Raw genomic sequence first — 19,613 nt, 5'->3', positions numbered from 1 at the left:
AATTAAATACATATTTTCAATTATTCTATTTATTTTTGGAAAATCTTAAATATTAATATCTCAGGATGCAGCTACTCGATTGGGCTATTCTACTCTTCTATTTTATCCTTACCCTCGGAATCGGTCTTTATTTTATTAAAAAAGCAGGCGGAAACATTGAAGATTTCTTCCTTTCCGGGAGAAAACTTCCCTGGTGGCTCGCCGGGCTTTCAATGGTTGCTACAACATTTGCGGCTGATACTCCACTTGCAGTTGCCGGACTTGTTGGAAAGAACGGTATTGCAGGTAATTGGCTCTGGTGGACATTTTTGATCGGAGGTATGCTAACGGTATTCTTCTTTGCGAGGCTATGGAGAAGAGCTGATATCCTAACTGATGTCGAATTTATCGAGTTGCGTTATTCGGGAAAGCCTGCCGCCTTATTGCGAGGATTTAAAAGTATATACCTTGGGTTGTTTATGAATGTCCTAATCATAGGCTGGGTAAACCTAGCAATGGCAAAGATCCTTATGGGCATGTTCCCGGAATATGTAACGGAATCGAACGTGTTGTTTTTTATCGGGGGGTGCATGCTGATTACAGCGATATATTCCGCCTTATCCGGTTTATGGGGTGTAGTTGTAACTGACGCAGTACAATTTTCAATAGCAATGTTAGGATGTATCATCCTTGCAATAATCGTAGTTAACCAGCCTGAAGTAGGAGGCGTCTCCGGCTTACAGGAAAAATTACCGGAATGGGCATTTCAATTCTTACCGTCAATATCAGCGGACACATCTGCGGGAGATGCAGCCGGAATATTTTCAATGACAATAGCATCATTTCTTGCTTTCATCGGAATACAATGGTGGGCATCATGGTACCCGGGAGCCGAACCCGGTGGCGGCGGTTATATTGCACAAAGAATGATGAGTGCAAAAGATGAAAAGAACTCGCTCCTGGCAACGCTCTTTTTTCAGATTGCCCACTACGCAATAAGACCATGGCCATGGATAATCGTGGGATTGTCGGCTATAATACTTTACCCCGATCTCCCCGCTGACGGCAAGGAAATAGGTTTTGTTTACGCAATGAATGACTTCCTTCCGACCGGGTTGAGAGGATTACTACTGGCGGCTTTCTTTGGTGCATACATGTCGACTATATCTACACAGCTTAACTGGGGTACGTCATATTTTGTAAATGATTTCTTTAAGAGATTTATAACTAAAGACAAACCTCCCAAATATTATGTGGGTGTATCCCGTATATTGACTATAGTCGTAATGGTATTGTCTATACTGGTTACCACGCAAATGAAAAATATTTCGGGCGTTTGGGAATTTGTATTGTCATGCGGAGCAGGAATAGGACTTGTATTGATCCTGCGATGGTTCTGGTGGCGTGTAAACGCTTGGGCTGAAATAGCCGCTACTGTAATTCCTTTTGCTGTTTATGGTTACCTGGAACTTAGCGGTACGGCTGTGGAATTCCCAAATAATCTTTTCATCATTGTACCTATAACTACTATCGCATGGATGATAATAATGTTTATAACAAAACCTACCGAGGAGAATAAACTTCACGCTTTTTACAAAAAAGTTCATCCCGGAGGTATTGGCTGGAAAAAATTTGCATTACAATATCCTGATATAAAGCCGGATAGAGGCTATGGTTTTCTTTTTATTGACTGGATTTGCGGAGTAGTACTTGTTTATATGTTTTTGTTTGGTACCGGCAAAATAATCTTTGGCGATTATATAACCGGCATCCTGTTTCTGATAATTGCGCTGATATCAGCCGGGATAATCTATTGGGATCTGAACAGGCGCGGATGGGAAAAGCTAAATTAAATATACGGGGTCTTGAAATTAGTTTATTTATTTAAAGAATCATTAAGGGGTTTTAGCAGCGCAAAAGTATCTACCGTTGCTTCCATTATTACTATAACACTATCACTCATACTGATAGCGGTCTATTTTGCCGTTTCAACCATTTCGAACAATACAATACAATCCCTCAGGGACAAAGTTGAGCTGGAAGCATTTTTGCAGGAAGACATTTCCCCTACTTCAGTCGATTCATTGGAGGAAGTAATAAAACGTATTGGAGGTATAAAATCACTAAAATTTATCAGCAAGGAAGAAGCGGCAAGGATATTCACCGAGGAGTACGGCAGTGAAATGCTCGATATACTGGAGTCGAATCCTTTGCCCCCCTCGATACGAATAAATACATATGATGAATATAAAACAACGGAACGGATCGATAAGATCAAGGGTGAGATCGAAGTTCTAAATGGAGTAACCGATGTATATTACCAGCAGGAAAATCTTAAAGCGATCGAAAAAACTTCATCAGGAATACTATTTGTTAACATGGTTATTTTAATTGTCATTACTTCATCCTCAGTATTCCTTGTCTCAAATACAATAAGGCTTGTAATCTATTCGAAGAGAAAGGTTATTCAAACCATGAAGCTCCTTGGAGCAACAAAGAACTTTATAAGATTGCCATACCTTTTTGAAGGAATTATTCAGGGATTTTTGGCAGGGATTTTGGCAATAATTTTGATAATTTTAATGGTACAATATTACCAATCATTGAGCAAGTCCGGAATAGAACCGGAAATATTCAACTTCTTAAACTTTTTATATTTACTTCTTATAGGTATCACACTTGGATTAATCGGAAGCAGTATCTCTATCAGACGTCATTTAAAGGAAAATTACAAAGCTTAAATTACTTTAGATGATCTATTTAATTGCATTAAATAAATACTAATTAATCTTACAAATTTAAAATAATTTCTAATAAATGTTGAAAGTTGGTTCAAAAGCTCCTGCATTCAAACTCCCCGGAGATGATGGAAAAATGCACAGTCTTTCGGATTATGCAGGAAAAAAGGTAGTTCTGTATTTCTACCCAAAAGATAATACATCCGGATGCACAAAAGAAGCATGTGATTTCCGGGATAATATGAAAAGAATAGCCAAAAAAGATACGATCGTAATAGGTGTAAGCAAAGATGGGGAAAAGTCCCATAAAAATTTTAAAGAAAAATATGATCTGAACTTTTTGCTCCTCTCGGATGAATCATGTAAAATGCTCGAAAAATATGGGATCTGGCAGGAAAAGAGTATGTACGGACGAAAATACATGGGAATCGCCAGAACCACGTTCATTATCGACGAAAAAGGAAAGATCCAAAAGATATTCGAAAAAGTAAAAGTACCCGGTCATGTCGACGAGGTGATAAAAGAATTATAAAATAATCTACTTAATATGAATAGATATATTACAGAGTTAATTGGAACGTTCTTTTTAGTACTTACCATCGCATTTACGGGTAATCCTATTGCTATCGGCTTAGTTTTAACTGCGCTTGTATATATGGGGGGACATATTTCCGGAGCTCACTACAATCCCGCTGTATCCCTTGCAATCTATTTAAGAAAAAAAATATCAGCAAAGGATGTCTTGATATATTGGTTGTTTCAAATAATCGGAGCGGCTCTAGCGGCAATAATGTTCCTTTCGATTACAAAGGAAACCTTCGCTCCTGCCCCCAACCCTAATATATCGATGCTTTCGGCAATAGTAATAGAGTTTGTATTTACGTTTGCATTAATACTGGTAGTATTAAATGTTGCGACAACTCAAAAGAACGCCGGTAACTCATATTTCGGATTGGCAATAGGCGCAACGATACTAGGGGCAGCATTTGCGGGAGGTCCGTTTTCCGGAGGTGCATATAATCCGGCGGTAGCTATAGGTCCCGCAATAGTCGATACTATTAATGGCGGGAATTCGATATCCAATCTGATAATCTATTTGATCGGACCGTTCCTCGCCAGCCTGACAGCTCCTTTCGTATTTAAATTTATGAACCCAGAAGAGTACCAAGACCTTGACCTTCAATACCATGAAGAAGAGAATTCTAAAAAAATAAAATAAAACACAATAGTGAGCGGTAAAGATATAAATCTCGTAAAAGTTGACAATGATTCGCTCAAGAATCAGTTCATTAACTTCCCATATAAACTATACAAAGATGAGCCGAACTGGGTACCCCCCCTTCGGTTTGATGTAAGGAATAATCTTGACACAAAGAAGAACCCTTTATATCACCACACTAAGATCGAACTGTGGCTTGCCTTTAAGGATGGTGAAATCGTTGGAAGGATTGCCGGTATTATAAACGAGGCACACAATAAATTCCACAAAGATAAAGTTGGTTTCTTCGGTTTCTTCGAATGTAAAAATGACCAGGAAGTAGCTAAAATGCTTCTTGATAAAGCGGCTGAATTTTGCAGGAATAATGGCATGGATACGATGCGGGGTCCGGTAAATCCCTCCACAAACGACGAATGCGGATTATTAATTGATGCGTTTGACAAGCCGAACGTAATGTTGATGACATATAATTTCAAATATTATGCAGACCTCCTGGAAAACTATGGATTCCAAAAAGCAAAAGACCTTTATGCAATCTGGGTACCGGCGGAAGTAATTACGTACCCATCTATGGAAAAATACAATCGCATAAGCGACCTTATTCTAAAACGTGAGGACCTGGAAATAAGAAAAGTTAATATGAAAGATTTTATTAACGAGGTACAGAGAGTTCGTGAAGTATATAACGATGCATGGCAAGATAACTGGGGATTCGTACCCATGACCGAGGACGAGTTTATGTTTATTGCAAAGAATCTTAAAATGGTGGTCGATCCCGATTTTGTATACTTTGCAATAAAAAAGGGCACGGGCGAAACAGTAGGATTTTCGCTATCATTACCTGATAATAACCAGGCAATAATGGGATTAAACGGAAAGCTCTTCCCATTCGGTATATTCAAATTCCTTTCTCAAAGGAAAAAGATAGACCAGATCCGTGTAATAATAATGGGAGTTAAGCAAGGATACCAAAAGAAAGGGATAGATGCTGTATTTTATAGAGATACTATTGTTACAGGAAATAAGAAGGGTGTAAAGGGCGCAGAGGTTTCCTGGATACTGGAGGATAACATGCCAATGATGCAAACAGCAATGAATATGGGCGGGAAAGTGTACAAAACGTATAGGATCTACGATAAAAATCTGACGTAATTACAATTAATACTTTCAAGGAACATATTTGTCTAAGATTTAGTAAAATCTGCAAGTTTAACTAAATCCATCAAATATGAAACAATTCCTATTCTTACTTTTTGTACTCATATTTGCTCAAAACGCCAGGTCTGCTTCGTATTATTCATCGCTCTATGTAGAACTCGACAGGGATAAATACTACGAAGTAACATTAGACGATGACAGCAAAAGAGGGTATGGTAACATCGAATTCACTCATGTCTCTGCCGGCACATATCGATTAACTATCACAGAGTTACGAACAAATTCTCAAAATTATAGTATTCACCGAAAAACATTATATAATAAATCTATCCGTTTCGAAGATGGATGTCAGGTATATGCCTACCTCGATTCCTGGGATAAGATATATCTGGAATATAGAAACTGTGATGATTACAAAAAAAAGAAAAAGCATCATAGAGATTATCTTTCAAATAAAGAATTCCGGGAAGCGCTCGATATAATAAAAAACCAAAGCTTCGAGTCCGGCAAGGAAGCCGTAGCAAAGCAAATAATTTCAGATTACGATATAACTGTAGATCAATTGATCGACATACTTAATGAAATGTCATTCGAGTCAACAAAGCTGGAATTGGCAAAATACGGCTACGACAATATGGACGATGTAAGGAGTTTTTACAAGGTCTATAACGTATTCAGTTTCTCAAGCAGTGTAGACGAACTATCTGACTATATTAATTCACATAAGAAACACAGTTCGGATTGGTAGTTGAATAATTATGTGCTCTCTTTGAAAAATTTCCATATTTCATCTGAAGCATTGATCTCAGTGGTGGCTTTTCCAAGCAACCATTGCGGGTATTTTATTTTATATTCGGGCCAGATATGACCTGCGTTAATGTCAAGTATTAGTTCGACAGGAGCATTAACACAATCATAGAGGATCACGAGTGAGACAGTTCCGTCATCCTTCTCAGCATACCTTTTTAGAGATGCAGTCTGATGACAACCGTTGAAATTCTTCCATACATTTAGAACTCTTTCTATCGAAGGAAATGAATAATTCTTTAAGATCCCTCCAGAACCGCCATCGATCTTAATTATTTTGTCGGCGGTGCCATTAACAAACATAATCGGAATGTGCTTACTCAATGGAAAAGATGAGATATCGTAATAAGTCATGTCTCCTTCTACCGAAGCAACGCCTGCGAGCCGGTCAGTTATTTTAACAGCAAGAGTATTAGCCATAACAGCACCATTTGAATAACCGCTGATAAAGACTTTTTCCTTAGCAATACTAAATTCCTTAATCAGGTAATCCATAAGCGTTGTTATAAACTTTACGTCATCAATATTATCTTTATCAGCCGGAACCGCATCTCGTCCATCAGCCCAACTCCTTCTATAACCATATGGATATACTACAATAAATCCTTCCCTATCTGCAATATCATTAAACCCCGAACCTTTCATCATTGTCTCTCCGGTCTCAAACCTGCCATGAAGAGCAATAAGTAACGGCATTTTTTTATCTTTTGAATACGATTTTGGGATATATAGAAGGTATTGCCTATCTAGATCATCAACTTTTATGCTTCCATCCATTACACCGGGCGGAAGGTTAGACAATTCATTTATCATTATTGGATTGTTTAAAAAATTTCCATATTTCTTCCGAGGCGTTAATCTCTTCAGTAAATTTTCCGAGAACCCACTCGGGAAGTTGTGATCTTCCTCCAGGGTATGAGTGACCTGCATCAATAATCTTGATCATTTTGACAGGAGCATTCGAACAATCTGTATAATTTATAACGACGGCTTTTGTACCGTCATCCTTTTTGTCGATAGTATCTATAGTTATTTCATCGTTACATCCATTGAATTCCTTCCATTTGTTAAAGATATCCATCACAGGAGGATAGTTATAATCAGTCGATTTTCCATTTCCGCCTTCGAAGGGAATATATTCATCAGCAGTTCCGTTTATAAAAAGAACCGGAATGTGCCTTTTAGATGAAAAATTCTTTACCATTTCGGCAGAAACATTTGCCCCGACGGGAGCTATCCCGGCTAACCTTTCCGAGATATCAAAACCAAGGCGGTTTGTCATTGCACCACCGTTTGAATGTCCCATTACATATATACGTGAAGTATCCACCCTGTACTTCCCAACGATCTTATCGATAAGCTTTGAAATGAACTTAACATCATTAATGCCGTTTTTATCGGAAGGTGTCTCCCCTCTTCCATCAGCCCAGCTCCTATCCAGTCCGTCAGGATAAACTACAATAAAATCCTCCCTGTCGGCAATATCATTAAATCCTGTTGTAGTCATCATCTGCTTGCCGGTACCGAGCCTTCCATGAATTGCTATTAAAAGCGGAAGTTTTTTGTCACCTATATAATAGCCTTTTGGTAAATATAGCATGTATGTCCTCTTCTTGCCGTCAACTTTCATAGAACCTTTTATAGTGCCAGCAAAGTTAAATCCGGAATAAAGAATTAATAGAAGTGATATGATAAGAGTTTTTCTAATCATTAACAGTCCAATGCACGACTCTTAAATTCAGATAATAGTCTTTTTACATTTGTGACAAGCTCTTCATTACCAAAATGATCATCAGCTCCATTGACCATTATTTCATACCTTCCGTTTTCATCTACTATTGTTAGATTACATGTGAAATATGTTCCTACAACGTTCTTATCATTTGTAGTGGTATCGGACTTTAATAAGCCGAGTTCTTTTATCAAATTATAAATCGAAGTTAGATCAGTTTCAGAAAATTGGCAATACTTTTTTTCAGGATCTTCAGCCCCATAACCACTAGTTTCCTTCGAAAAGAAGAACGTATTGACATCTATAACAACGCTATATTCAGCTGTATGGCTATCTTTACTCCTCTCAATCTCGGACGCAGACATCATCAGCCCAAAACCCTGCGCAGATAAATCAGTACTCACTGCGAGGATTACCAACAGGAAAGTATAAATTATTAAATGCTTTATTTTATCCATGATTATTGTTTTTTAAAAATAATAATAATTGTATTTTTAACTAATGCAAAACCCAAATGTTTCTTATAAAGATTAACCATTCTTGAAAAAAACTTCCTTTTTAGACTATTTAAAATTCATCGGACCCGGTATTGCGGTTGCCGCGACAGGAGTAGGGGCAGGCGATCTAATATCCGCATCGGTTGCGGGAGCTCAATATGGTACAGTAATACTATGGGCAGTGATATTGGGAGCGATATTTAAGTATGTCCTTAATGAAGGCATTGCAAGGTGGCAATTATCCACGGGAAGTACTATCCTTGAAGGCTGGGTATCTAAGCTACCAAAAATCGTATCAATTTATTTTATAACGTACCTATGCATATGGTCGTTTGTAGTTGCAGGAGCATTGATATCAGCTTGCGGTATAGCGGCAAACGCAATATTCCCTGAATTCTCAATACAGGTATGGGGCATAATTCATTCATTATTTGGCGCAATAGTTGTGTACTACGGCAGGTATAGTGTATTCGAGAAACTAATGAAAATATTCATCGCAGTAATGTTCATAACGTTCATCTATTGTGCTGTATTAGTCATACCTCATACGGGTCTAACACTAAGCAATTTTATTCCATCAATACCGCAGGGAAGCGGGAAATTTATTCTAAGTATTTTAGGCGGTGTAGGCGGAAGTGTTACATTACTAAGTTACGGCTACTGGATAAGAGAAAGAGGTCTTAGAACAAAAGAAGACATGAACAAATCAAAGTTTGACCTCGCTGTAGCATATTTCTTTACCGGGCTGTTCGGTATTGCCGTACTCATAATAGCAACAGGAATTACTCCAAAGATATTACAAGGAAGTCAGATAATTCTAGAAATGTCTGTAATACTAGAAGCGTTATTAGGAACCATGGGTAAATGGATATTTCTTATCGGATTTTGGGGAGCGGTATTTACATCGCTTCTTGGAGTATGGCAGGGTGTCCCGTATATCTTTTCCGATTTTATAGTTACATTTAACAAGCATAATGCGAAGAAGGATGAGGATAAGAATCAAAAGAAACAGGGCGAATTTTACTATAATATTTTTCTAATCTTCCTTGCAGTGCCTCCCTTATTGTTATTGTTGTTTAACAGACCCGGCTGGATAATCATCATTTATACTATTACAGGATCGTTCTTTATGCCATTTCTTGCAATCACTTTACTCATCATGAACAATAAGAAAAACTGGGTTGGTAATTTTAAAAATAGTATAATAATCAACATTCTTTTATTGATATGCCTTTTACTTTTTGTTTATATCTCAGCAGATGAAATAATTGATTTATTTTAGCCAGAATATTAAATTTATAGTAAATAAATAAAACAAAATGAAAAAACTGATAATATTCGTAATTATGTTAGTAACTACGCAAGTCTTTGCGCAAAATAAAACGTGCTGTGATATTGAGGCGACAGAAAAATTTTCCAAATTAGGAAATGAAGCAGGTTTTAAGGAGAAACATCCCGATCCAATAACTTTTATCTATAAAGACATGAAGGGTAAAATGATAACCTATGATACGGATGACGGCAAAACGGCAAACGCCTATTACATCGAATCGCCTAACCCATCGAATAAATGGCTGATGGTCTTCCATGAATGGTACGGATTGAACGATTATATAAAACAGGAATCTGATCTGTTGCAGGGAAGTTTAGGCGACGTTAATGTAATTGCATTGGATCTTTATGACGGCAACGTTGCAACAAACAGCGACGAAGCATCGAAATATATGCAGAACCTGGATCAACTAAGAGCAATAGATATAATCGAAGGAGCTATTAAGTATGCAGGTGAAAATGCTCAATTTGGGACTATAGGCTGGTGTTTCGGTGGTGGATGGTCGCTAAATGCTACATTGATAGCCGGGAAACAGGCTGATGCATGTGTTATGTATTATGGAATGCCATCGGATGATATAGAAAAGCTGAAAACACTCAACTGCCCGGTTTTAGGCATTTTTGCGGAACAAGACGGACATATTACAGTTGAAATAGTAGAGAAATTTAAGGAGAATATGAAAGCCGCAGATAAAGAACTTACAGTCTATATGTATGATGCGGCGCACGCATTTGCAAACCCAAGCAATCCGAAATATAATGCGGAAGCGAGGGAGGATGCGATGTCAAAAACCATAGCTTTCCTTAAAGAAAATTTAATGAAGTAAATAAAAACTATGGCAGAAAAAGCTAATCCATATCCAACTAATGACGAGAGAGTATTCGCTATGCTCTCGCATTTTTCTTTGTTTATGGGAACATTGCCAGGGATACTCCTTCCTTTGATATTCTGGGCGATAAAAAAAGATGATTCAAAATTTGTAAGATTCCATTCATTGCAGGCAATATTTTTTCACATTGTCTACATAGCTGCATTAATGCTCCTGGTTTTTATCCTATTTATAGTGATAATGATAATGGGAACCAGCGCATCATTAACAAGTATGGATAATTCCGGTCCTAATGCAGGTTTATCTATTTTAATGATAATTTTGATGGTAATATTTTACGGAGGAATGATCGTAATAATATTAGGTGCAATTGGCTACGGTATATACATGGGAGTAAAGTCATACCAGGGAGAACTGGTAATGTATCCTATAATCGGAAAGAAGGTTTACGAGAAAGTATATGGAGGAACAGTTATTCCACAATAACTACACATTATACTCCAATTCGATCTCATCTTCGATAGGTATGCCGTAATTTCCTACTAAGGGGATTGACGGCTTTAATTTACGGGAATTTTTTATTGCACCTTTGTAATATGAGGTAATTCTAAACCCGTTCTTTTGATAGAACCGCAGGGCATTTAGGTTATCATTCGTTGTAATTAACGAGATCTTTTTAACATCAAGCTCGACTGCTTTTTTCATTATCTCATATAATAAAGCAGTACCTATCCCGGTATTCTCAACCAAACTATTAAACGTAATGATCTCCATTCCATCGGAATTTATAAAATAGGTTAAAAATCCGCATATAGTATCCCCTTCCAAAATAATAAGACCGTCAAGCATATCCGCTTCATAAACTATGCCTTTCGAAATAATCCTTGGTGAACCCCAGTGCTCGTGTAAGAGAGAAGTTATGTTTTCTCTATCCTCTTTTGTAATTTCACGAATAAGCAAGAGGTTATACCCTTCTATGTTTTGCTTTGATAGTCTGGCCAATACCAATGGATAGAAAAACGATCCATACAATATAAAAGGTGAACATATACTCAAACTTGACATTGGATATAATAGTGAGTAAGATGTGGATAAGAAGAGTTAGTAGAAGTCCCAAGATCCCCTTTAAAAGAAATGTATTTTTCATCTTGTAGTATGTCTATAAATTTTTAACAATTTTTTTATTGAGACAACCGATAAAACAGTCATTACTATACAAAATCCCAATACCAATGCTATTGATGGTGGCGAAATAATATTATATGATCCCCCCACTAATTCAAGAAGCGAAATAACCGCTATCTGGAAACTAAGGATCAATATAAACCAATAAACTACAATCTTCATATATAAATATACGAAAGTTGGATTTAATTGTTGAGAGCTAATTTATTGATTATCTGAAAAATTAATATTATGTTAAAAAAAACCAGCAGAAAAAATGAAATTACGGTTAATAATATTAGGAACGATTGTTATTTTGGGTAATTTTTTATTGGGATGCGACGAAAGCGTTGTTGAATGCGCAAAGAGATGGATATTATACAACTACCAGAATGTTAGTATAGGTTTTAATAACGGTGGCATGGCAGTACTTAGTAATTCCTTAAATAATGGCACCCCGACAACATTTTTATATCAAGATACAATTTCAGGCGATTTTGAAATGATCGTAGAGTACGAAAATCTCTTTTATAATTCTCCGGGGTTAGGTTTCCAGGTTTCATTAACCGGAAACGCGCTTAACCAGGGCAATAATAATTATTTTTCTGCGCAGGTAGGAACATCATTATATCCGGGAATAGATGGTTTTTTATATGTAGGAGCATTTATTGATTCCCTGGGGAATTCACCCAGTTCAACAAATGGAAATGTACAGCCGGCAACAAATACCTTCGGGGAGTTGAGATTCAGGCGGTCAGGTTCAACGGTTGAAGTTATATCAAAATCAGGAAGTTCCACAATTGCAACATACAGCAAGACATTTTATATAACTCCGATTGTCTTTGGTATCCTCTATGGTTCAAATTATCCTAACACTCCTGTTTACACAAGCTCGATAAGAATTACAAATTTCAGGTATTACCAGGGATCAACCATAGTAGATAGCGATCCGTTCGATTGTAATTCGCTCCAATAAAACAATTAGTTTTTTCGTGTATAATTAATTCTCCAATTCAGATTCCACGTCGTACCATCATCGGTCGATGATTCCCAATCCCATGTAAAGGCATCCGGTTTAATGTCAGAAAATATCATTCTCTGCATTATATGTCTTCCGTCTTTTGTATTAACTTCACGGGAAAGTATCACTTTATCACCGCTTGGTCCACCCGTAAAAGACAAGAATGCACCGGAATTATCAACCCATGTTTGCTCCCAATATCCTTTTCTGGTATTATACACAGAAAAGCTTTTCCCGACAAAAGAACCATCCGAAGTCGAAAAATTCTCTTGCAGGGCACAGCCACCCAGAATCTTACTAATAGTGTTTGTACCGGTTTTTGTATTACCTTCATTGTCTTGCCAGGAAGCATTCCATTCCCCTACCCAGAAATCCATCTGTGCAGATTCCGGTGACGAGCAAGGTGTTGTCTGTGAATTGTCCTGAGCAGACGCAAAAATCGGAAATATTGCGAACATAATAATGTAAAATGATTTCATAATAAGAATTTTATATAAAACGAATGGGAATTGGCTTGCTGGAAATTGAAGGACACCCTCTGAACCTTCTAATAACCTTTAAGCCAATTACCGCACTCGCAAAAAAACTATTTAACTAGAACCATTCGTTTAGAATCGGTAAACCCATTCGCTGTCATTTTATAAAAATACACACCGGATGAAACAACCACACCGTTTTTATCTTTTCCGTCCCAATCAACCTGCTTAACTCCGGGCTGAAGAATGTCATTCACAAGTTGAACGACTTCCCTTCCGAGCATATCGTATATTTTTATTGTTACTAATCCGGCTGACTTTATATCAAACTTAATATTTGTTGAAGGATTAAATGGGTTAGGATAGTTCTGATAGAGATTAAAACTCTCCGGAATAGATGAACTTATACTATGAACACTCACAGGATCAAGCGACTGTCCTTCTATTGCATTGTAAAATGAATTAATCGGAACATTAGTATAAACATCTACGATACCTCTTGTCCAGCGTATCTCAATTGAATCTATCACGGTGGCATTTCCAAGTCCAAAATGTGCATCGAACGCATTCTGGCAATTAAAGGAATTTTGGGCTAATACCTGTCTAATCTGCCATATCGGTGTTCCATTTATTGTTGCTTTTAAGCGAACAATTGTTCCTATAGCAGATGTATTAGATCCATTAGCTCCTCCAACCCCTTTACATGTAACACTCACCCAGTTATTGCCATTAGAGTTATCGTTTCGGAATAAACCTTTCGTCGTATTTGGACCGATCACAAAGACATCCATATCTCCGTCTTTATCATAATCCCCGGCTGTTGCTCCGAAATTATTTCCTGTCGAGGTTGTAATTGCATTTGTGTCAACACGAGTAAAGGTGCCGTCATTATTATTATTATAATAATAGCATCTTTGACCATTATCTCGAGTGACAATACAATCCAGGTCACCATCATTATCAAAATCCTGCCAAATATTAGAAAGGTAGGCACCCGCATCGGATACAATAGTACCCACCTCTGCTTGTGTCATGCTTTTGAAGTAATAATTACCCTCGTTCCGGTATAGTTTATTATTTATGTTATTGCTATAATTCGTAAGAAATCCGTCCAGATCTCCATCATTATCGTAATCTATCCAGTTCCATACCTGTCCATCAACAATATCGGTACCCATACTACCGGTGTCTATTCTGCTAAAATATGCCGTTCCGGTTTCCTTCAGATAATTATGAAATATGTAATCCCTTGCACCAATACCGTTTGCGGGACCGCTACCTATAAATAAATCTATATCCCCATCAAGATCATAATCATTCCATGTGGGAACTGTAAAGGCATCAAGAGAATCCGTAATTTGTGTAGTATCAATAAATGTGAAAGTACCATCACCATTATTTAGATAAAGCCGGTTTGGATTTAGAATGCCACCGAATTGATATGCCGCAGCAAGTACAAGGTCAACATAACCATCATTATTGTAGTCTCCCCAGGCACATCCCCATGCCTTATTGAAAAGCGGGTTACCAATACTATCGGAAGTGATCTTTGTAAAAATACCCCCGTCGTTTCTATACAAAAAACTTCCGGTACTGAAGGCACCGGAGATAAAGCAATCCAGATCCCCGTCGTTATCATAGTCAGCCCAGGTATTTCCATAGGCGCTTCCCTGGCTTGTAATGATATTTGTAATGTCAACAAAAACATTTCCAGGTAACCCTTGATAGATAGAAGTATTCCTATCCCAGAAAAGGTCTAATCTGCCGTCTCCGTTATAATCTATCCAGCTGGCACCGACATAAGTTCCTCCGGCTGCGCCCGGAGCTGTCACTATTGGATTCGATGCATCGGTTACTTTAGTAAATTGTTGTGAATAAGAATCTGAGACAAAAAGAATAAGAAGTGTTGTAAGTAAAGCTTTAAAAGTGTAATTAAGGGTGTTCATAATCGTTTAGTTTTAGTTTCAAAACAAAATTACGGACACCCATATATAACCGCTTGGCGAAAATTGACTTTTTAAGGTGGGATTTCTATAAAATCCGCCGTTACGGTTACTCCTTATTATAGTGTACTAAAATTAGCTGAAATAAAAAACAGCTTTTCGAAAACTATTGCATTACCTCCCTAAGAAAGCTCAGAAGGTATCTATTAAAAATCTCCTCATTAAAATCATCAATATCTATAAGATCCAGCTTAAACCGTTGTTCATCCGTCTTTATAGAATATTTTGTAGTAACTTTTACATTTCTCTTAGAAGGGCTATAGGCAAACTGTAAAAACGGGACATTGACCCCGAGAGTCTTACGGCTATGACCTTTAGGGTAAAACAAAATCTGAATCACAGTTCTTAACTCCGGATCATCGATCCTATCCCCCTTATTGGTATAATAATTTAACGAACACCCGGCACGGCTGATAATCCATGAGGCGTCTTTTACAGTAGGGATAATCACTTCCATGATCATCTGGGAAAATTTCGTCGATCCGCTATCATCCTGGGTCGAATATTTCTCCGTCACTTCCTCCCGATTCTGTCTTGAAGTAATACAATTGGCAGTTATTTCATCTAATTGTTCCCTGAGATCAAGATTCATAACTTAATTATATAATTAAAATTATTTAAAAATATTAAAGTATATTCTATTTGTCAAACCGTATTCTTAATAAACAATAATTATATTGTAAAATAGTTATAAATACTCCACCTAGAGCAAGTTTTATATATAATCTCAGGTTAAATTGTAATTTAAGTTCTTATATTCTATATTTACACAAACATTCAATTTATGATAAAAAATACAGCAATTTTTCTAACTATACTATTACTATCTTTTCTTACCTCCTGCCAACAGGAACAGAATCAGCAAACATCTACCGATGATAATCAGCCTCACGGTGAAAACATGTATTATAACTGCCTTGAGACTAATATTGTGATAAATGGAAAATCCACAGTGGAAGATAATGAAAGAGGACAATGGTCCGTAACATTCGAAGGCACATTATTATGCGGGGATAGTCCTATACCAAACGCAGAAGTAAACGTGAAATTCCCTATGAGAAATACTGATCTTTCCATAAAGACAAAAGAGAAAGGTGATTTCGTGGTAAAATTGAGCCGGGTGGAAGAGAATCCGAGGGGGCTGGATTTTGTTGTTACCCTTATGGGAACTAAAGACGCTACTATTACTAAAACTTTTAAAGTGGAGTAATTCTAAGATAAGCTTCTAAAATTGTCCGGTGAAAGTCCGGTAAATCTTTTGAACAGCTTACTAAATGAACTGATATCTTCATAACCAACTTCGAAACAAACTTCTGTAACAGAGGTATCCCTTTGAGCTAATAAAATCTTTGCTTCATTCATTCGTACTTTTGTGAGATACCGATGGGGAGTTTCATTATAAAATTGTTTGAATTTCCTCAGTAGATGGAAAGGGTTCATACATGCAACACTAGCTAACCTATCTAGAGTTACCTCATTCATAAAGTTAGATTCTATATAATCTTTAGCTTTACAAATCCGCCTATAAGTCTCTATTTTGGTTGATGGTCTTTCAGCCTTTATCTTCTTTACATCAAGTGCCACATTACAATTAAGATAATACATCTGCTCAAGGATACTTGATAGTTTCTGATTTATAAAAAGCGTGTTGTAATTTAAACCATCGAGATAACTCTTAAGCTCAACTATCTCTTTGAGGATCTCGCCATTAAATCTATATAATCCTGAAAAGAAGTTCATATTTTTAATAGGTTCGTAAAGCGGGTCATCAAGAAGCTGATCATCGCTTACAACCAGGTCAGCGATCTTCTTTTCTTTAAAATCTCTGGCGAAATTTATTGTAAATGACCTGACGGCTTTATTTGAGCTTAGATAACTGCTGTAATATTGATTATGGTTGAAAAGAAGGAAATACCCGTCTGTTACCCTATAACGGCAGTTATCCGATTCATAAAACTCGCATCCATTAAAAGCAAACTTCAAAGAAAGAGGTCCCCAATGTTCAGGGTAAATGGCTTCATACACATCCGAATTAAGGATTACATTGGAATCGACAAAATTCCGATTCCATTCTGAAATTCTAAAATCCGGAGCGTACCAGTCCGGGAATTGATTTATCACTCTTACTTCCGACATGCTGAGGGCGATTTATTCGTCTAAAAGTTTCTCTAGTTGTACGGAATTATTTACAGGAAGTTTACATGTATAATTCTCGCAGACATAAGCCATTGGCTTAGTTTTGTCAGTCACTATTGAGGAGAGGTATGGAATTAACGAATTATCATCAACTTTTGAGGCAACTATAAATATTTTATCAGGAATAAATCTTTTATTTACAGTGTTTATAAGTGATTGTGTTTCCTGGGAGGACGGATCACCTGTTATGATGATCTGTTTAGGTTTATATAGATAAAATGATAATGCTCTCAGCATATTAGCCATACTGTTGGGATTTTGCGACATAAAACCGGAAAAATAGTCGAGTGATTTCTTCCCTTTTTCAGTAAAATCTTTATTGTCAGTATATTGGGCAAGCCTCAAAATATCCAGTATAGCTATTGAGTTCCCAGAGGGCTCTGCTCCGTCAAATTCATCCTTCGTTCTTACTAATAATGACTTATCATTCCCTGAAATATCATAAAACCCTCCATGCTCATTATCATAAAATATGCTTATCATTGAGAGTGCCAGATCATTTGCTGTTTTGAGATACTTTTGATCGAATGACGCTTCGTACAGATCCAGCAAGCCCTGGATAAAAGAAGAATAATCGGCAAGATTACCCTCGTATTTCGTTTCTTTATCCATGTATCTGCGCTTCAAGGTATGAGTGTTTTCGTCGTAAAGATTTGCTAAGATAAAGTCAGCTGACTTTTTAGCGGCATCCAGGTATTTGGGGCTACCAAATGCGGAGTACCCCTTGCTGAAAGACGAGATCATAAGCCCATTCCATGCAAGTATGATCTTATCATCTCTGTAAAGCCTTGGACGTTTGTTTCTTGCTGAATAGAGTTTCGTTATTGCGTCGTCAATTATTTTTTCCGTTTCCTGTTCGGATTTTTTAAATTTCTGGGCTGTTTGATTTAGTGAATTAGCTATATACAAAACATTTTTGCCCTTCATTTCGCCGAGTGGGTCGGAAGCCGGAGGCACATTTCCCTGTTGAGATACGCCGAAATAGAATTCTACAAGGTCTGCGTTACTTCCAAGTATATCATCGATTTCTTTTTTTGTCCACAGATAATACGCACCTTCTCCAATAGTACCTTCTACCGAAGCCCCAATAGCATCTTCTGCCGAATAAAATCCCCCTTCTTCCGAAGTCAGTTTCTCAAGAACATAATCGAGGGTTTTTTCAGCCGGTTTTCTGTATATGCTATCACCTGTCGAGAGGTAAGCATTGATCAGTAAAGAAGAAACTCCCGCCTGGTCATAAAGCATCTTTTCGAAGTGAGGTACACGCCAATATTTATCAACAGAATATCTATGGATACCGCCGCCAAGATGATCATATATGCCGCCGTTTATCATTTTCCGGAGTGTGCTCAATACAATATTATCCGCTTCGCTATTCTCGAATCTATCTCCGTACATTAGTAAGAATTCATACGAATAAGGTAAGGGAAATTTCGCACTTTCACCGAAACCACCATTCTCATTGTCATAAGACTCAACAAAATTTGAAAAAGCCAGATCGAAAATCTCCTTTTTCAAGGGAGACTTTTCCATTTCGTGTTTAGAACTTTCCTTTAGTAACTCAGCAAATTTATTACCTGCGGATGTTATCTGTTTTGGATTATTGACCCATGATGTGTGGATCTGGTCTATGAGTTCAGTAAAGCCCATCCCTTTGTCGGAAGAAAAAGGAGGAATGTATGTTGCTCCATAGAAAGGCTTCAAATCGGGAGTAAGGAACATTGACATTGGCCAGCCACCTTCTGCACCCATTGCAGTTAAGGCTGTCATATAAATACGATCTATATCGGGTCTTTCTTCCCTATCAACTTTAATGTTAATAAAATACTCATTCATTAAATTTGCAATCGAGTCATTCTCAAAAACTTCTTTTTCCATTACATGACACCAATAGCATGTTGAATAACCAACCGATAAAAATATGGGCTTATTTTCTTCCTTTGCTTTATTTAAGGCTTCTTCCCCCCAGGGATACCAGTCCACCGGGTTATATGCATGTTGCAAGAGATAAGGGCTTTTCTCGTTTACAAGTCGGTTGGGCTTTTTATTATCGAATAATGAAATTGAATCACTATTGGCAAAAAATAAGATTATAGGCAAAAGAACGACCAATAATATAATAATAATCGTTGACTTATCCTTAGCTCGTTGTTTTTGGGTCATAGTTCAAATTATGGATAAATATCTATAACTAAAATATAAAAATAACCAAATCTTATAAGGTAAAACTTACATATAGGCAATCTCGTTTCTGATTTCAAATATTTTCTAGAATATTTTGTGCCAAACCCTTATAAACAGTTGAGATCAAGGCAATATCAATGATCTGAGTAGTTTATACTAGTGTTAATACAGCATAATATTATTGATTTGTTGGTTTAAAGCTCCTAAATGGAACATAAAATGTCTTGATACTCAAATCCATTTTTGGTATCTTATATGATATCTAAAACAAGCTATA

The 19,613-nt window shown here is 37.1% G+C and carries 20 protein-coding genes; 11 read left to right on the top strand and 9 right to left on the bottom strand.

From position 1 onward, the window contains the following. Positions 1-65: 65 nt before the first annotated feature. The 6 genes from H6614_05650 to H6614_05625 all read left to right on the top strand — a co-directional run bounded on the left by H6614_05650 (position 66) and on the right by H6614_05625 (position 5,842). Positions 66-1,832 (top strand): Na+:solute symporter, encoded by a 1,767-nt coding sequence (locus H6614_05650; protein ID MCB9243138.1) that lies wholly within the window; start codon positions 66-68, stop codon positions 1,830-1,832. A 12-nt stretch (positions 1,833-1,844) separates the two neighbouring features. Next, positions 1,845-2,720 (top strand): ABC transporter permease, encoded by an 876-nt coding sequence (locus H6614_05645; protein ID MCB9243137.1) that lies wholly within the window; start codon positions 1,845-1,847, stop codon positions 2,718-2,720. A 76-nt stretch (positions 2,721-2,796) separates the two neighbouring features. Next, positions 2,797-3,249 carry a thioredoxin-dependent thiol peroxidase gene (gene bcp, locus H6614_05640; protein ID MCB9243136.1) on the top strand — a complete coding sequence of 151 codons (453 nt, stop codon included), beginning with the start codon at positions 2,797-2,799 and terminating at the stop codon, positions 3,247-3,249. A gap of 15 nt (positions 3,250-3,264) precedes the next feature. Further along, positions 3,265-3,936: an aquaporin family protein gene (locus H6614_05635; GenBank protein MCB9243135.1), complete on the top strand. Its 672-nt coding sequence runs from the start codon at positions 3,265-3,267 to the stop codon at positions 3,934-3,936. A 9-nt stretch (positions 3,937-3,945) separates the two neighbouring features. Beyond that, positions 3,946-5,088: an N-acetyltransferase gene (locus H6614_05630; protein ID MCB9243134.1), complete on the top strand. Its 1,143-nt coding sequence runs from the start codon at positions 3,946-3,948 to the stop codon at positions 5,086-5,088. Between the two features lie 76 nt (positions 5,089-5,164). After that, positions 5,165-5,842, top strand: a complete 678-nt coding sequence (locus tag H6614_05625; protein MCB9243133.1) for a DUF4476 domain-containing protein — start codon at positions 5,165-5,167, stop codon at positions 5,840-5,842. Between the two features lie 8 nt (positions 5,843-5,850). On the opposite strand, the gene H6614_05620 is transcribed toward H6614_05625, so the two are convergent. Genes H6614_05620 through H6614_05610 form a run of 3 tightly spaced genes read right to left on the bottom strand, consistent with a single transcriptional unit; the run spans position 5,851 to position 8,091 of the window. Further along, positions 5,851-6,714 carry a hypothetical protein gene (locus tag H6614_05620; GenBank protein ID MCB9243132.1) on the bottom strand — a complete coding sequence of 288 codons (864 nt, stop codon included), beginning with the start codon at positions 6,712-6,714 and terminating at the stop codon, positions 5,851-5,853. After that, a complete protein-coding gene (locus H6614_05615) occupies positions 6,704-7,612 on the bottom strand; it encodes an alpha/beta hydrolase (protein ID MCB9243131.1) in 909 nt (302 codons plus the stop codon). The genes H6614_05620 and H6614_05615 overlap by 11 nt, the downstream gene beginning before the upstream one ends. Further along, positions 7,612-8,091, bottom strand: a complete 480-nt coding sequence (locus H6614_05610) for a hypothetical protein (protein MCB9243130.1) — start codon at positions 8,089-8,091, stop codon at positions 7,612-7,614. Before H6614_05610 ends, H6614_05615 begins: the two co-directional genes overlap by 1 nt. Before the next feature lie 82 nt (positions 8,092-8,173). Between H6614_05610 and H6614_05605 the strand changes: the two genes are divergently transcribed. The 3 genes from H6614_05605 to H6614_05595 are packed head-to-tail and all read left to right on the top strand — an operon-like array spanning position 8,174 to position 10,778. Next, a complete protein-coding gene (locus H6614_05605; protein MCB9243129.1) occupies positions 8,174-9,412 on the top strand; it encodes an Nramp family divalent metal transporter in 1,239 nt (412 codons plus the stop codon). A 37-nt stretch (positions 9,413-9,449) separates the two neighbouring features. Further along, positions 9,450-10,289, top strand: a complete 840-nt coding sequence (locus H6614_05600) for a dienelactone hydrolase family protein (GenBank protein ID MCB9243128.1) — start codon at positions 9,450-9,452, stop codon at positions 10,287-10,289. A gap of 9 nt (positions 10,290-10,298) precedes the next feature. Then, positions 10,299-10,778: a DUF4870 domain-containing protein gene (locus H6614_05595; protein ID MCB9243127.1), complete on the top strand. Its 480-nt coding sequence runs from the start codon at positions 10,299-10,301 to the stop codon at positions 10,776-10,778. On the opposite strand, the gene H6614_05590 is transcribed toward H6614_05595, so the two are convergent. Next, entirely contained in the window at positions 10,779-11,300 is a 522-nt protein-coding gene (locus tag H6614_05590; GenBank protein MCB9243126.1) for a GNAT family N-acetyltransferase, read from the bottom strand. It lies immediately after the preceding gene. Between the two features lie 433 nt (positions 11,301-11,733). On the opposite strand from H6614_05590, the gene H6614_05585 reads away from it, so the two are divergent. Beyond that, complete coding sequence (locus tag H6614_05585; GenBank protein MCB9243125.1) at positions 11,734-12,432, top strand: hypothetical protein; 699 nt, start codon at positions 11,734-11,736, stop codon at positions 12,430-12,432. Between the two features lie 5 nt (positions 12,433-12,437). Here H6614_05585 and H6614_05580 read toward each other — a convergent pair whose 3' ends face one another. The 3 genes from H6614_05580 to H6614_05570 form a co-directional block, all read right to left on the bottom strand. After that, on the bottom strand, positions 12,438-12,956 hold the full coding sequence (locus H6614_05580; protein MCB9243124.1) for a DUF1579 family protein: 519 nt from the start codon (positions 12,954-12,956) through the stop codon (positions 12,438-12,440). Between the two features lie 107 nt (positions 12,957-13,063). Further along, on the bottom strand, positions 13,064-14,899 hold the full coding sequence (locus H6614_05575) for a VCBS repeat-containing protein (protein MCB9243123.1): 1,836 nt from the start codon (positions 14,897-14,899) through the stop codon (positions 13,064-13,066). 163 nt (positions 14,900-15,062) lie between these two features. Next, entirely contained in the window at positions 15,063-15,548 is a 486-nt protein-coding gene (locus H6614_05570) for a hypothetical protein (protein MCB9243122.1), read from the bottom strand. Between the two features lie 192 nt (positions 15,549-15,740). On the opposite strand from H6614_05570, the gene H6614_05565 reads away from it, so the two are divergent. Next, a complete protein-coding gene (locus tag H6614_05565) occupies positions 15,741-16,166 on the top strand; it encodes a hypothetical protein (protein ID MCB9243121.1) in 426 nt (141 codons plus the stop codon). A 2-nt stretch (positions 16,167-16,168) separates the two neighbouring features. On the opposite strand, the gene H6614_05560 is transcribed toward H6614_05565, so the two are convergent. Further along, complete coding sequence (locus H6614_05560; protein ID MCB9243120.1) at positions 16,169-17,092, bottom strand: helix-turn-helix transcriptional regulator; 924 nt, start codon at positions 17,090-17,092, stop codon at positions 16,169-16,171. Between the two features lie 12 nt (positions 17,093-17,104). Then, the gene (locus H6614_05555) at positions 17,105-19,315 is read right to left on the bottom strand and encodes a thioredoxin domain-containing protein (GenBank protein ID MCB9243119.1); all 2,211 of its coding nucleotides are present in this window, start codon (positions 19,313-19,315) and stop codon (positions 17,105-17,107) included. Positions 19,316-19,613: the final 298 nt, after the last annotated feature.

It is taken from the genome of Ignavibacteriales bacterium, assembly GCA_020635255.1.
Classification (GTDB): domain Bacteria; phylum Bacteroidota; class Ignavibacteria; order Tepidaquicellales; family Tepidaquicellaceae; genus JAEYVS01.
This window is presented reverse-complemented; position numbering and strand designations above follow the sequence as displayed.